Source organism: Bradyrhizobium sp. USDA 4341, from assembly GCF_054063755.1.
Map to the genome: position 1 here is coordinate 8263134 of NZ_JBSSGO010000002.1, position 13747 is coordinate 8276880.

Annotated in this window: 13 protein-coding genes and 1 pseudogene; 12 read left to right on the forward strand and 2 right to left on the reverse strand. The window is 60.3% G+C overall.

The features are described 5' to 3' along the window. Positions 1-96: 96 nt before the first annotated feature. Entirely contained in the window at positions 97-1026 is a 930-nt protein-coding gene (locus tag ACVIGB_RS44725; RefSeq protein WP_456724493.1) for a LysR substrate-binding domain-containing protein, read from the reverse strand. A 267-nt stretch (positions 1027-1293) separates the two neighbouring features. Here ACVIGB_RS44725 and ACVIGB_RS44730 point away from each other — a divergent pair, with 267 nt between their 5' ends. From ACVIGB_RS44730 to ACVIGB_RS44740, 3 genes and pseudogenes are all read left to right on the forward strand, one after another. Beyond that, positions 1294-2115 (forward strand): class II aldolase/adducin family protein, encoded by an 822-nt coding sequence (locus ACVIGB_RS44730; RefSeq protein ID WP_456724492.1) that lies wholly within the window; start codon positions 1294-1296, stop codon positions 2113-2115. A gap of 27 nt (positions 2116-2142) precedes the next feature. After that, entirely contained in the window at positions 2143-2928 is a 786-nt protein-coding gene (locus ACVIGB_RS44735) for a class II aldolase/adducin family protein (protein ID WP_456724491.1), read from the forward strand. 71 nt (positions 2929-2999) lie between these two features. Next, positions 3000-4332 (forward strand): annotated as a pseudogene (locus ACVIGB_RS44740) (MFS transporter). A gap of 151 nt (positions 4333-4483) precedes the next feature. Here the strand turns inward: ACVIGB_RS44740 and ACVIGB_RS44745 are convergent. Next, positions 4484-4999, reverse strand: a complete 516-nt coding sequence (locus ACVIGB_RS44745) for a winged helix-turn-helix transcriptional regulator (protein ID WP_456724489.1) — start codon at positions 4997-4999, stop codon at positions 4484-4486. A 405-nt stretch (positions 5000-5404) separates the two neighbouring features. Here ACVIGB_RS44745 and ACVIGB_RS44750 point away from each other — a divergent pair, with 405 nt between their 5' ends. From ACVIGB_RS44750 to ACVIGB_RS44790, 9 genes are all read left to right on the forward strand, one after another. After that, a complete protein-coding gene (locus tag ACVIGB_RS44750; RefSeq protein ID WP_456724488.1) occupies positions 5405-6280 on the forward strand; it encodes a helix-turn-helix domain-containing protein in 876 nt (291 codons plus the stop codon). Positions 6281-6468: 188 nt separating this feature from the next. Continuing rightward, on the forward strand, positions 6469-7623 hold the full coding sequence (locus tag ACVIGB_RS44755) for an ABC transporter substrate-binding protein (RefSeq protein WP_456749410.1): 1155 nt from the start codon (positions 6469-6471) through the stop codon (positions 7621-7623). A gap of 26 nt (positions 7624-7649) precedes the next feature. Beyond that, positions 7650-8528, forward strand: coding sequence for a branched-chain amino acid ABC transporter permease (locus ACVIGB_RS44760; protein WP_456724486.1), 879 nt, complete (start codon positions 7650-7652; stop codon positions 8526-8528). Beyond that, positions 8525-9529 carry a branched-chain amino acid ABC transporter permease gene (locus tag ACVIGB_RS44765; RefSeq protein ID WP_456724485.1) on the forward strand — a complete coding sequence of 335 codons (1005 nt, stop codon included), beginning with the start codon at positions 8525-8527 and terminating at the stop codon, positions 9527-9529. The genes ACVIGB_RS44760 and ACVIGB_RS44765 overlap by 4 nt, the downstream gene beginning before the upstream one ends. Further along, positions 9526-10275, forward strand: coding sequence for an ABC transporter ATP-binding protein (locus ACVIGB_RS44770; protein WP_456724484.1), 750 nt, complete (start codon positions 9526-9528; stop codon positions 10273-10275). The genes ACVIGB_RS44765 and ACVIGB_RS44770 overlap by 4 nt, the downstream gene beginning before the upstream one ends. Beyond that, positions 10262-10963 carry an ABC transporter ATP-binding protein gene (locus ACVIGB_RS44775; protein WP_456724483.1) on the forward strand — a complete coding sequence of 234 codons (702 nt, stop codon included), beginning with the start codon at positions 10262-10264 and terminating at the stop codon, positions 10961-10963. Before ACVIGB_RS44770 ends, ACVIGB_RS44775 begins: the two co-directional genes overlap by 14 nt. A gap of 47 nt (positions 10964-11010) precedes the next feature. After that, positions 11011-12231, forward strand: a complete 1221-nt coding sequence (locus ACVIGB_RS44780) for a CaiB/BaiF CoA transferase family protein (RefSeq protein ID WP_456724482.1) — start codon at positions 11011-11013, stop codon at positions 12229-12231. Then, positions 12224-12964 carry an SDR family NAD(P)-dependent oxidoreductase gene (locus ACVIGB_RS44785; protein ID WP_456724481.1) on the forward strand — a complete coding sequence of 247 codons (741 nt, stop codon included), beginning with the start codon at positions 12224-12226 and terminating at the stop codon, positions 12962-12964. The genes ACVIGB_RS44780 and ACVIGB_RS44785 overlap by 8 nt, the downstream gene beginning before the upstream one ends. Position 12965: 1 nt before the next feature. Next, the gene (locus tag ACVIGB_RS44790) at positions 12966-13685 is read left to right on the forward strand and encodes a glutathione S-transferase family protein (RefSeq protein ID WP_456724480.1); all 720 of its coding nucleotides are present in this window, start codon (positions 12966-12968) and stop codon (positions 13683-13685) included. Positions 13686-13747: the final 62 nt, after the last annotated feature.

Here is a 13747-nt window from a genome sequence, read left to right on the forward strand (position 1 = left end):
ACAGTTGAGTGCATGGCGATCGATCCGAAATGTGCCAAACGGGCGGCCCGCGCAGTCCCGACCGAGCTAGTCGTACTAATGCAACGCGAGTTCGTGTCAGACCTTGCATGCGGCTGCTTGATCCTCCAGTGCCGCGACAATTTCCTTGAGCCACCGCCGGATCGATCTGATACGCGACGTGCTCGCGTCTTCCTTCCGGTAGACGAGATGAAAATCGGGCGCTTCCGGAAGTATACGAGGCGGCAGCAACACGGTTAGTCGGTTCGACGATACCAGCGGTGCCACCAACGGCAATGGACCGAGGACGGCGCCGACCCCAGCCTCAGCCATTTGCAGTGCCGCCAGCAGACTGTCGCTCGACAGCTGCAGATCGGGCAGTTTGATCGCTGGGTCGGCCTGCGCGAACCAGTGCTCCCAAAGACCCGGGATATTGTTGAGCTCGATCAGCGGGAGCTTCGCGACGTCGCGCTCCGTTCGGATGGGCGCGTATCTCGCGCAAAGGTCCTGGCGCGCCAGCGGAGCTAGTCTAGAGCGGAAGATGCGATGCGCGTTCAGGCCGCCTTCGGCCGGAACTCCCACTTGAATTGCAGCGTCGATACTTTCGGTATCGAAATCGACACTGGTGTTGCGCGCCTCGATCCGCACTTCAAGAGATGTATTAATCGCCTTCAGTCTTTCGATATGAGGAAGCGCGGCGAAGGCAGCAAAGCTCGGCGAAGCGCTTACCCGCACGATCTGGCCGCTAGTCGGTCCCATCAGGCTCTCGCCGGCCCGGCTCATCTCGGCGAACGCTTTCAGGATTGACACGCCGTAAGATTCGCCCTGCTTGGTCAAGGCCAGCTTGTTACCGACGCGCACGAAAAGCTTTCTGCGGAAATGTGTTTCGAGCGAATGAACCTGATGGCTGATCGCTGATTGCGACAGCCTCAGATCCTCAGCGGCCGCTTTGAAGCTGCCAAGCCTCACTGCAGCTTCGAAGGCGCGAAGCGTGGCAAGTGGGGGGAGGGAAGATCTGGAACGCTGCATGTGAATCGGGCTCATATGGTCGCAAGGGAATTCATTTGCGGTGCCGAGGGCGGCTCACCATGCTGGCACTAACGATCGATACAAGCAACGCGGCGATCTGCCAGCAGCAAAAAGTCGGCGTCGGGAGGATTTGACGGGCCTGTCGCAGAGCCATGCCGTGCACGGTCTTCGCACCGGCAAATCATTTTCCGCACCATTGCCGTAACCACAGCATATTCAGCGGCTGGTCGGGCCAGCCGCTGTCACGCCACAACCGAGGAGCCATCGATGAACGTCGTCCAGAACGTCGAGACCCTGACTGCAGAAGCGAAGCGGATGTATACGGGCTTGCCGCAGCCTCCGGTCTTCGCCAACGTCAAGGAAGAGCGCGTGCATCGGAAACAGCGGCTCGCCGCGGCGTTCCGCCTGTTCTCGAAATTTGGCTTCGACGAGGGCGTGGTCGGGCACATTACGGCGCGCGATCCGGAGTTCACCGATACGTTCTGGGTCAATCCGTTCGGCCTGCATTTCAGCCTGATCAGGGTATCCGATCTGGTGAGGGTCGATCATATCGGCAAGGTCGTGGAGGGCGGCCGTGCCATCAATGCTGCGGCTTTTGCGATCCACTCGAGAATCCATGCCGCGAGGCCGGACTCCGTCGGTGCGGCACATGCCCACTCGACCTATGGACGCGCCTTCGCGGCGCTCGGACGAAAGCTCGAGCCGATCTCGCAGGACGTCTGCGCGTTCTACAACGACCATGCGCTTTATGATGACTACGGTGGCGTCGCACTTGAAGTGGACGAAGGACAGCGCATCGCGGAGGCGCTCGGGTCCTGCAAGGCGGCGATCCTGCAAAACCACGGCCTCCTCACGGTCGGAGCGACAGTGGACGAGGCGGCATGGTGGTTCATCACCATGGAGCGCTCCTGCCAGGTGCAGCTCCTGGCCGAGGCCGCCGCCGCGCGAAATGGCGAGCCCCTTAAGATGATAGCGCAGAAATCGGCCGAACAGGCCCGCAACATCGTCGGTACGTCGTTCAGCGGCTGGTTTGCGTTCCAATCGCTCTACGCCCGCATTCTGAAAGAGCAGCCGGACTTCCTCGACTGATCGGCGTCACCTGAACGGAGCACAGAGATGAACAAGCATGCAATGCCGCAGGCCCCGCACGATATCGCGCCGGAGGAACGTGAAGCGCGCGAGAACCTCGCAGCCTTCTATCGCATCTGCCATATGTTTGGCTGGACCGAGCTGATCTACAACCACATCACGGCGCGCGTGCCGGGGCCGGATCGCCATTTCCTGATTAATCAGTTTGGCCTGATGTACAACGAGATCACGGCCTCCAACCTGGTCAAGATCGACGTCGACGGGTGTGTCGTCGACGGCAGCGCTGCACGGGTCAATGCACCCGGCTTCACCATCCACTCGGCGATCCACATGGCGCGCGACGACGCGCACTACATCGTGCATACCCATACGACGGAGGGCGTCACCGTCGCCTGTTCCGAGCATGGTCTGTCGCCGGATAATTTCTACGGCGCACAACTCCATGGCATGGTTGCTTATCATGATTTCGAGGGTATCTCGATTGATCTCGGCGAGCGCGAGCGGTTGGTGAAGTCGCTCGGGGAGAGGAATTACATGATCCTTCGCCATCATGGGCTTCTCGCCTGCGGCCAGACCGCCGCCGCCGCTTTCTTCCGGATGTATCAGTTGCAACGAGCCTGCGAGGTTCAGGTCAACACCATGAAGATGGGGCGGGAGCTGCGTTCGCTGGATGAGGCGGTATTGACGCGGACCGTCCAACAATCTCAGGCCGCGGTCGCCAAGGGTTTCGACAAGGCAAGCGGCTTTGGCGAGGACACCTACGTTGCGCTGGTTAGGCAGCTTGACGCCACGGGCCAGAATTTCCGCGACTGACAGGAGTTGCTACGGAGCCGGCATAGGCTCCCGCCGCCGCCGTTAGATCAAAAAATCAATAGGGGGTTATCATGAGCGAGGCAATGAGCGCCTTTGCGCGCCTGCCATCCGAGGCGCACGACGTCGAATATTCGACCATCTCGACGGTTTGGTATCGGCTGATTCCATTTCTGGTCGTGGCCTATTTCTTCTGCGTGCTTGATCGAGTCAATGTCAGCTTCGCGGCACTGACCATGAACGCCGATCTCGGCTTTTCGCCGCTGGTCTATGCCTGGGGCGCGGGAATTTTCTTTATCGGCTATTGTATTCTGGAAATCCCGAGCAATCTCGCGTTGCATCGCTTCGGCGCCCGCCGCTGGATCGCCCGCATCATGATCCTGTGGGGCGTCATTTCAGCCTGCATGGCCTTCGTCACCGGACCGGCCAGCTTCTACGCGGTCCGCTTTCTGCTGGGTCTTGCCGAAGCGGGGTTTTTTCCGGGAATCATCCTGTATCTCACTTATTGGTTTCCGGCCCAGTATCGAGCGCGCGTGATGTCGGCTTTCATCCTCGGTGCGCCGCTTTCGGCGGTGCTTGGCGGACCGCTTTGTGGCGCGCTGCTCGAACTCCACAACGTTCTGGGCCTCAAGGGATGGCAGTGGCTCTTCATCGCCGAAGGTGTTCCAACGGTCATCCTGGGCGTGGCCGCGCTGGCCTATCTTCGAGACCGCCCGTCCGATGCCAAATGGCTGACGCCGCAGCAGAAGGCTTGGCTCGAATCGAAGCTTGCGAGCGAGCGCGCGTCGGTCGAAGCTGCGCACAAGCTGTCACTGAGCGAGGCGCTGAGGTCACCGAAGGTCATCGGGCTGGGGCTCGTCTATTTCGGCTTGCTGGCCGGTCTTTATGGCGTGCAGTTCTGGCTGCCGCAGATCGTCAGGGGTTTTGGCCTGTCGAACCTGCAAACCGGATTTGCGAGTGCCCTACCCTTTGCATTCGGCGCGCTGGCGATGGTCCTGTGGGGCGCCCGTTCTGACCGTAAGCATGAACGCGTCCGCCACATCGTACTGGCCCTGCTGGTGTCGGCCGCAGCGCTTGCGGCATCGGCCTATGGCGGCAATCTGACGCTCACCATGATCGCCCTCCATCGTTGCCTCCATGGCAGGCTTTGCGGCATTCGGGCTGTTCTGGACGCTGCCTGCGGCGCTGCTGACAGGTCCGGCGGCTGCGGGAGGGCTCGCGCTAATCAACGCGATCGGAAGCCTCGCCGGGTTCGGCGGGCCCTACGTGATCGGCTGGATCAAGGACTCGACGGGAAGCGCGGTCGCAGGATTGCTGTTCCTCGCCGTCCTGCCGCTACTGGCGGCGTTGCTGATCCTGGTGCTCAAACACGATCAGTCGCTTGAATTCGGTTCTGCCCCTTCCTAACTCCTGAAACGGACGCCGGTACTGACTTGCACTGCCGCGCCGAGCCAACATTTGCGGCCAGTCTGCACTCCACCTAATTCAACGATAGAATGCTGCCGTAAACGGCATCAGCCCGGATCCTGCGCCGAATTCCTCATTCACTGCCGCGAGCTCAGGCTGCGCCAGCGCGCGAAGCTGCCTTGGCGTTTCGTTCCATTGTGCGCTTGGCCGCAGACCGACGCGCGCCGGGTCCGGGAAGCGCCGTTACTTCCTTCGCCGTCAGCGGTTCGCCGCATTCGGAACAGACCATCACCGGATTGAACACCTTGCCGCATTTGCGATGCTCATGCAGCAGCGGGCGTCCGCGTTCGTCGACCATGTGGGTGTCGCCCCAATGCACGATCGCCATCATGATCGGGTAGAGATCAAGCCCCTTCTGGGTCAGGATGTATTCATGCCGCTTCGGCGATTCCTGGTAGGGAACGCGGCGCAGGATGCCCGTTCTGACGAGCTTCTTCAGCCGTTCCGCGAGCAGATGACGTGTGATGCCAAGCGCCGATTGAAAGGCTTCGAAGCGCCGCGTGCGCAGAAAGCACTCGCGCAAGATCAGGAGCGTCCAGCGGTCGCCGATCACGCTGATCGTACGGGCCACCGAGCACGGCTCTTCCTCTAATTCATCCCATTTCATTCCCGGCTCCACCTCGCCACTGACCGCTCGGAACTGGTCTAGATCATTCTAAATAGGAACTAACGGTGAAACAACACCCGGCACGGGCTTTCCCCGCCAAGAGCCACGCCATGCGCGATGTGCTGAGGCCCCACCGGCGCCGAGCAAACCGTTGACGGAGCAAATCCTAGACTAGCACGCTCTTAAGATTGAGGTATCACCTTGTGAAGGTTAGAATTTTTCGACAAGCCGCCCGGCCCGAATGGGCACTTCTGGCAAGAGGCTGGTCAGTTCGACCGAATGCACCGAAATCGGTGAACGGAGGTTCATTCTTCCATAAATCGCTGGATTTTTAGATGGTGTTTGTGCATTCTAATTAGGAACCAAGAAAACTGTCCGAAAAAAATCTGCCCAGAGGAGGAAGCCATGACCGGGCTTCATGCGTCCAATTCGTTCGTCCGGACGGTGGGTGGCGATCTCGTTTCGTCGAGGATTACCAACACCGATACGATGCGGATCGAGGTCTTGCGCCGCATCTGCCGCCCCAAGATGGAGTGGCATTTCCGGCAGCCCGAGGTGACGCTCTTCTGGTTTCGGCAGGGCGCGGAGAATCTACGGGGCGTGATCGACGGGTGCAGTGCCGCCCATCAGTTCAATGGAAATGTCAGCCTTGCGCTCTTTCCAGCAGGCATGGAGATTCAGGGTGAATGGCAGGTTGGGCCTTCCCTCGACTACGTTGTCGTATTTCTCGATCCGGGTTTTGTGCAGGCGCGACTGAAGGCCAATATCGATCGTCCGCTTGTGGGCTTTGGACATGCACAGTTGACCAGAGGCCTGGCCGAGCTTTGCCGGGAGGCTCTGGCGCCGGATAACGTCTTTGGTCTTTTTGCCGAGGGGTGGGGAACGCAGGCTCTTGCCCATTTGGCGCGGGCCACTCAGGTCTCTGACCCAGAGAAACTGGTTTCGCGCGGCGGTTTGAGTGCGCGGGTGTTACGGCGCCTCGAGGAGTACATCGAGGCGCGCCTGGCGGAGCCGATTTCGCTCGAGGATTTGTGCAGTGTTGCCGGGCTCAGCAAACGTCACTTTCTCCGAGCCTTCCAGGTGAGTACGGGGACGACCCCGCATCGCCATCTGCTGGACCTGCGCATAGAGGATGCCAAGCGCCGCCTGATCGGCTCAGACAAGGGTCTTACGGATATCGCGAGTGCATCCGGCTTCAGCCATTCACAGCATTTCTCCACCACGTTCCGGCGCGCGACCGGCATGACTCCATCGGCATTTCGTCGCAGCCGGTTGTCGTAAAGGTGCCCCAGGTCGATTCACGGCGCTTTTTGGCAAATGTCGGCGCTTCGACGGAAGTATTCCACGACGCGTCCCTCTAGACATCAGCCACGGTGGCTCATCCGCGGAAGACGGGTGCTGCCGGGCCATGAACATGGAGGACTCGGATGAGGTGTACGGGCGCGTTTTCGGCTGCAATCCTATTTGCCATGGGCGCTACGGCGCAGTCGGCGTTCGCCGAAGATCTGCCGCCCCTGAAGATCGGCCTCATGCTTCCCTACAAGGGGGTCTACGCGGTCCCGAGCGAAGGAATCGATCGAGGCTTCCAGGTTGCTCTCGCCGAATACAGAAACAGCATCGCGGGCCGTCGTATCGAGGTCGTCCGTGCCGACGATGAGTTGACGCCGAACGTCGGCGTTCAGCAGTTCAATCGGCTTGTTCAGCTTGAAAAGGTCGATCTGGTCGCAGGGGTGATCAGCTCGAGCGTCGGTATCGCCGTTTCGGGTCTGGCCGACAAGGCGAGCGAGCCACTTGTCCTCGTGAACGCCTTTGCCGACGAAATCACAGCCAAATTCTGCAGTCCTTATGTTGCACGCACCTCGTTCAGCGCAAACGGGTTTCAGTATAACTCGGGCAAATACTGGGCAAGCCACGGCATCCGTACAGCCGTTATCATGGGTCCCGATTACTCCGCGGGACATTCCTTCCTCGATGCATTCAAACGCGGGTTCGAGGAAGGCGGCGGCAAGGTCGTTCGGGAAATCTGGACGCCATTCCAGAAAACCAAGGATTGGGGTGCCGCGCTAACCCAGGCCAGCAATTCCGGGGCGCAAATCATCTATTCGTTCTACGCCGGTGCCGAAGCCGTCCAGCTGGTGAAGCAGCATGCTGACTTTGGCCTTCGCGAGAAGCTACCGCTGGTGGGCGACCACTGGATCTACGACCAGCTCAACTCGGCGGCCCTCGGCGACCTCATTGTCGGACCGGAATTCATCACGACCTACCTGCCTACTGCCAAGACCGAGGCGAACGAGAGGTTCGTCGCCAAATACCGCGAGATGTTCAAGCAGGACCCCGAAGTCAACGCCGAACTCGGCTACGACAACGGAAGGGCGATCATGCTCACGCTGGAAAAGTTGGGCGGCAAGATGCCGGCGGACAAGTCGCAGTTCATTGCCACGATGCGAGGCCTTGTCTTCGACTCGCCGCGCGGAAAGCTCAAGTTCAATGCGACCAACAGCGCGTTGCTCGAAAAGGTTTACGTCGTGAAGATCAAGAAGGATCCGGCCGGCAATCTCCTCCCGACCTATGTGGACGAGTTTGCCGGCGCCGAAGATTTGCCGGGTTGCACCAAGTCGTTCTGACCCGAATTCAGCGAGAGCACGGTCCGATGCAGGTTTTCCTCACACAGGTGCTGAATGGTCTCCAGCTCAGCATGCTGGTATACCTCCTTGCCGCGGGCCTCACCCTGATATTCGGCCTGATGAACATTCTGAATCTCGCGCACGGGGCCTTCTTCACGCTGGGGGCCTACTGCGGGGTCGTGGTCGGGAACTCCACAGGTTCGTTCTGGCTCGCATTGCTGGTCGGGCCCCTGTTGCCGCTGCTATTGGGGATCGTCCTCCAGTCGATGCTGCTGCAGCCACTGGCCGAACGCGGTCGATCCACCCATCTTGATCTGGCGCTGCTGACATTCGGCCTGCTGTTTGCGACGGCCGGGGCCGTCGAATGGTTGTTCGGATCCGCGTTCCTGTCGATACCCACGCCGATGGCGCTGTCGGGCCACCTCGACCTGCTCGGCATATCCTATCCGGTATACCGGCTGTTTATCATCGGCGTCGGCCTCGCCGTCGCCGCCGGGTTGACCTTTGTGTTTGATCGGACGCTGCTTGGCGCAACGCTTAGGGCAGGGGTGGACAATCGGGCGATGGTGACGGCGCTCGGCGTGAACATCAACGCTCTGTTCGCGATCGTCTTCGGGCTTGGAGCAGCACTGGCCGGGCTTGCCGGCATTATCGCAGCTCCGCTCACGAGCGTTTACTCGCAAATGGGCATCACGATCGTCGTCGAGACGTTCGTCGTCGTGGTGGTAGGCGGCCTGGGCAACCTCCGGGGGTCATTCTATGCGTCGCTGATCGTCGGAATGACAAATGCGATGTCCCAGGCCTATCTGCCTGAAGTCGAGATGTTCGCAATCTATGCTCTTCTGATCGGCGTCATGATCGTGCGACCGCAAGGCCTGTTCCGCAACGTGGAGCGCGTGGCATGAGCGACGAGGCCACAATCGCGAGAACGCCGCCGCCGACGCGTGAGGCCATCACTCTCGCAACGCAGGTCCGGCGGACCACACCGGTCCTGGCGGCGGCCGCCATGCTGGGAGCGTTGGCGCTTCCCTGGCTGTCGGCCTCTTACGCCACGACGCTCGCGATCGAAATAATGATCGCGGGGATTTTTGCGTCGGGAATAAACCTGCTCCTCGGTAGCACCGGGCTCGTCTCCCTCGGACAGGGAATGTTCCTGGGACTTGGCGGTTACGGGATCGGAATCGGGTCTACGGTGCTGGGCCTGCCGCTGTGGCTGTCAGTGCCTGCCACGCTCGTTCTCGTCGCAATATTGGCGGCCGGAATTGGCGCGGTTTGCACGCGTACCCGCGGTGTCGAATTCCTGCTCATTACGCTCGCGTTTTCGCAAATGTTCTTCGGTGCCGCGATCAAGCTCCGGTTGACGAATGGTTCGGATGGCATGTCGGGCATACCGCGACCCGATCTCACTTTCGTTGGTCTGAACGGCGATAACCCGGTCGTCTTCTACTACTACGTCCTGATTGTTGCCATTCTCGCCGTGGCCGCAATGCGGCGGATCGTGAGTTCGCCCTTCGGCAGCGTCCTGGCCGCAATCCGCGAAAGCGAGCGACGCGCGGCGGCCATGGGTTACGCGGTGAACCGCTATAAAGTCGGCGCGTTCGTGATTGCGGCCGTCACCTGCGCCATCGCCGGGGTCCTTCAGACGCAATACACCTACTTCATCAACCCTGACTCCATGAGCTGGCAGCTGAGCGGCGAGGGTGTCCTAATGGTCATCATCGGCGGCGCGACAACAGTGGCTGGTCCACTTGTCGGCGCGGCCGTCTTCGTCCTGGCGAAGCAAGGCCTGAGCATCGTTACCACCGAATACATGATGTTTTTTGGCATCTTCTTCATGTTGGTGGTCGCGTTCTTTCGCAACGGCCTAGTTGAAGCGCTCAAGGCGACGTTGTGGAGCAAATCATGAGCGCGCTCGAGGCCAGAAACCTGCACAAGGCGTTTGGAGGGCTCGAGGTTATCTCGAACCTCAATCTGACGGTGCCGCCAGGCCAACGTCGCGCCGTGATCGGCCCAAACGGCGCGGGTAAGACGACGTTCCTCAATCTGGTTACCGGTTGGCTGACTCCAACCAGCGGAAATGTGCTGGTTGACGGACAAACCGTTGCCGGTCGTCCGGAGAAAGTAACCCAATCCGGGATTGCGCGATCGTTTCAGCGAAACATGCTGCTGGAGGATCTCACGGTCATGGAGAACCTCAGGGTTGCCTGCCAGGCCTTTCATCCGTGCCGGCGTGTGTTCTGGCGCTCCAAACGAGTGTTCGCCGACGTGATCGAGAAGGCGCATCATGCCGCGGAGCGCATGCATCTGGCGGATATCCTCGATGTTCCCGTCAAGCATCTTTCCTACGGTCAGAAACGGCAGCTTGAAGTCGCGCTGGCACTCTGTTCCGAGCCAAGAATCCTTCTCATGGACGAGCCTGCCGCGGGAACGTCGCCCCAAGAGCGTTCGCGTCTCATCGACCTCATTAACGGACTTCCTAAAGATCTCACCATCCTCCTCGTCGAGCACGACATGGATGTCGTGTTCGCAACCTGCGACCTCATTACCGTTCTGAGTTACGGCAAGGTGCTGGCCACGGGGACGCGCCGTGAAATCCAGGATGATCCAACAGTGATGGAAGCCTACCTGGGGCATCGCCATGCTGGAAATTGAAGATCTGCACGCCTACTACGGCGACAGTCATGTGATTCAGGGCGTGTCGCTTGCCGTAGGCGCGTCTGAGTGTGTCGCGCTCTTGGGCCGCAACGGGGCAGGGAAGAGCACAACCCTGAAGGCCGTCGTCGGCTTGGTGCCGCCGCGGAGGGGTAAGGTCGTCTTCGGCGGGCGCCGTATCGAAGGACTACCGACTTATCGAATCGCGCGGGCCGGCATCGCCTATGTTCCCGAAGACCGCGGCATCTTTCCGTCCGTCACCGTGGAAGAGCACCTCGGTATCGCGATGTCGGCGTCGGGAGGTCGTCCGTCGAGAAGGACTCCGGAATATGTCTATGGCCTCTTCCCACGGCTTGCCGAGCGCCGCCGCAGCCTGGGCGGGCGGCTTTCCGGCGGAGAGCAACAGATGCTCGCAATCGGGCGGGCGCTCCTGTCCGGTCCCGATCTTCTCATCCTGGATGAGCCGAGCGAAGGCCTGGCCCCGGTGATCGTCGACCATCTGGCGGACATCCTTGAACGGATAAAGGCGGACGGAACGCCAATTCTGCTGGTGGAGCAGAACTATCAACTCGCGGCAAGGCTCGCTCACAGGGTCTACGTTCTGAGTCAGGGTTGCGTTCAATTCACTGGAACGATGTCGGAGCTGGATTCTGACGAAGCGATGCGCCGCACCTACCTGAGTGTCTGACAATTCGAGGCAGTTACACACGTTCGAGAGCAAGAGAGGAGAATGCAATGCCGGGACCACTAGACGGTGTTCGCGTACTGGACCTGACCGGGGTCGTATCCGGACCATTCGCCACGATGTTTCTCGCGGATCAGGGGGCCGATGTGCTGAAGATCGAACCGATCGCCGGTGACATCACGCGTCGGAGCCGCGCGACCATCGACAAGGCGGGGGAATTCTCTGCACTGTTCATTTCTTCGAACCGGGGTAAGCGCTCGCTCTCGGTCGACGTCAAATCCGGCGCAGGCCGGGATATCCTGGCGCGCCTCGTCGCTCGAGCAGATGTCCTGGTGCAGAATTTCCGTCCCGGAACGATGGAGCGGCTCGGTCTCGGCGCGGACGAGCTCAGGAAGCGCCATCCTCGGTTGATCTACGTTTCGATCAGCGGGGTGGGAGACCATGGCCCATACGTCAAGAAGCGTGTTTACGATCCCATCGTCCAGGGACTCTCCGGCTTCGCAGACATCCAGTCGCAGCCGGTGACAAATCGCCCGCAGATGATCCGCACGATTGTTTGCGACAAAACGACAGCGGTGATGACCGCGCAAGCGGTGGCCGCTGCCCTTTACGCCCGTGAAAAATCTGGGAGCGGCGACCACATCCACGTCGCGATGCTGGATGTCATGCTTTCGTACCTCTGGCCAGAAGGGATGATGCAATACACCGTCGTCGGCAAAGAAGAAAAGTTCCTCGATGCGAATGATCGGCCGGACCTGGTCTTCAAGACGCTCGATGGCTACCTCACGTGCGGCACGATTTCGGACTCGGAATGGCAAGGCTTCTGCAAGGCGTCGGGCGATCCGGAACTCGCCAAGGACGAACGCTTTGCGACACCGACCGCACGCTCCCTGAATGCAACCGCGCGTATCAACAAGATGCAGGAATACATCGGCCAATACACCACAGCGGAGTGGCTCGAACTGCTTGATGCGGCTGACGTGCCGTGCGCGCCGATCCTGCGGCGGTCGGAGATCATCAAAAACGAACAAGTAGTCGCCAGAGGCATCATCACCGAATTCGATCAGCCTGGCGTCGGACGCGTGCGGCAGCCAAAGCCCGCGGCCCAGTTCGCCGTGAACCCGTCCACGATCAAAGGACCGGCGCCGCGAATTGGCGAGCACAGCCGGGAAGTCCTCGGGGAGCTCGGATATTCCGAGGCCGAGATCGAACGAATGATCACCGAAAAGGCCATACGCGTGGCCATCGCGAAGGAGCACGAACATGCCTGATGCAAAAAAGGTTGCATTGCTGGTTGGAGCCGGCGACGCGATTGGGGCGGCGGTGGCAAAACGCTTCGCGTTGGGCGGCTTCGCCGTCTGCGTGGCCAGGCGCGATGCCGCGAAGTCAGATCAACTCGGCGAAGAGCTGAAGAAAGCTGGCTATGAATTCCATGCGTTCTCGGTCGACGCGCGGAAGGAAGAGGAGGTTCAGCAACTGTTTGCGAAGGTCGAAAAAGAGGTCGGACCGATCGAGGTATGCCTCTTCAACGCCGGGTCGAACGTGAACAAGCCGCTTCTTGAAACGACCGAGAAGCTTTTCACCAGGGCCTGGGAGCTCGCCTGCTACGCGGGATTCCTGGTCGGCCGGGAAGCGGCCGGATATATGGTCCCACGTGGGCGAGGAACAATACTGTTCACGGGTGCGACCGCCAGTTTGCGCGGCGGCAAAGGCTTTGCGGCGTTCTCTGCGGCCAAGTTCGGGCTTCGGGCCGTGGCACAGGCGATGGCTCGCGAATTGGGTCCTAAAGGCGTTCACGTTGTCCACCTGATCATTGACGCCGGCGTCGATAGCACGGCCATCCACGAGCGCCTCAAAGCCTCGGGCGTGGATCTCAAGACGATCAAACCTGACAGCTTGACCCGGACGTCCTCGATAGCCGAGTCCTACTGGTTCGCCCATCAGCAGAGCCGTGATGGCTGGACACACGAGCTTGATTTGCGGCCAAGCGCGGAGATCTGGTGACATGGCTCCGAACATTCTCTTATGGGGCGTTGGCACGTCCCGCACGATCCGTCCGCATTGGGCGCTGCACGAACTGGGACTCGCATATGAGATGCGTCCTATCCAACCGCGAACCGGTGAAACGAAGACGGCCGAGTTCACGGCCTTAAGTCCGCGGCAGAAGATTCCTCTGCTTCAGGACAACGATCTGACGATCGGCGAAAGCGCCGCGATCGTGGCGTACCTGGCGCGCCGCTATGGTACCGACCAAAACCTGCTCGTGCCGCAGGATCCAATGGGCTACGCGAAGTGGCTGGAGTGGTGCTTCTTCATCGTGACCGAGCTTGATTCGACCAGTCTGTACGTGATGCGCCGACATGGCACCGTCAAAGGTTTGGCGCACATTTACGGTCATGCTCCGGAGGTCGTGCGCCAGGCCGGTGAATATTTCCGTGGTCAACTTCGAAATGTCGACGTCGCGCTACGCGATGGACGGACCTATCTCATGGGTGACCAGTTCACGACAGCGGACATACTCCTCACGACGTGCCTGACCTGGGCGATCGACTATGGCGTGGGCATCTGTGACAACGCGGTCCCGTATCTTGAGCGAACAACGGCAAGACGGGCCTACATTGCCGCCGAGAAGGCGAACACCCCAATCGAGACGGTGATTGTCGCCGGGAGCACTCAGGCAATGGCGGCCGGTTCAGGGCGTCCGTTAGCTGGTAGCCTAGGCTAGGCTGAGCGACGGGCGCCTCTCACGTCGAAATATAGCGGCCGGCTGCCTAGTCATTGAAGCCA

Coding starts and splice junctions, on each gene's coding strand:
- ACVIGB_RS44730 (WP_456724492.1), top strand. CDS start 1,294: ATGAACGTCGTCCAGAACGTCGAGACCCTGACTGCAGAAGCGAAGCGG.
- ACVIGB_RS44790 (WP_456724480.1), top strand. CDS start 12,966: ATGGCTCCGAACATTCTCTTATGGGGCGTTGGCACGTCCCGCACGATC.
- ACVIGB_RS44735 (WP_456724491.1), top strand. CDS start 2,143: ATGAACAAGCATGCAATGCCGCAGGCCCCGCACGATATCGCGCCGGAG.
- ACVIGB_RS44765 (WP_456724485.1), top strand. CDS start 8,525: ATGAGCGACGAGGCCACAATCGCGAGAACGCCGCCGCCGACGCGTGAG.
- ACVIGB_RS44785 (WP_456724481.1), top strand. CDS start 12,224: ATGCCTGATGCAAAAAAGGTTGCATTGCTGGTTGGAGCCGGCGACGCG.
- ACVIGB_RS44760 (WP_456724486.1), top strand. CDS start 7,650: ATGCAGGTTTTCCTCACACAGGTGCTGAATGGTCTCCAGCTCAGCATG.
- ACVIGB_RS44745 (WP_456724489.1), bottom strand. CDS start 4,999: ATGAAATGGGATGAATTAGAGGAAGAGCCGTGCTCGGTGGCCCGTACG.
- ACVIGB_RS44775 (WP_456724483.1), top strand. CDS start 10,262: ATGCTGGAAATTGAAGATCTGCACGCCTACTACGGCGACAGTCATGTG.
- ACVIGB_RS44750 (WP_456724488.1), top strand. CDS start 5,405: ATGACCGGGCTTCATGCGTCCAATTCGTTCGTCCGGACGGTGGGTGGC.
- ACVIGB_RS44770 (WP_456724484.1), top strand. CDS start 9,526: ATGAGCGCGCTCGAGGCCAGAAACCTGCACAAGGCGTTTGGAGGGCTC.
- ACVIGB_RS44780 (WP_456724482.1), top strand. CDS start 11,011: ATGCCGGGACCACTAGACGGTGTTCGCGTACTGGACCTGACCGGGGTC.
- ACVIGB_RS44755 (WP_456749410.1), top strand. CDS start 6,469: ATGGGCGCTACGGCGCAGTCGGCGTTCGCCGAAGATCTGCCGCCCCTG.
- ACVIGB_RS44725 (WP_456724493.1), bottom strand. CDS start 1,026: ATGCAGCGTTCCAGATCTTCCCTCCCCCCACTTGCCACGCTTCGCGCC.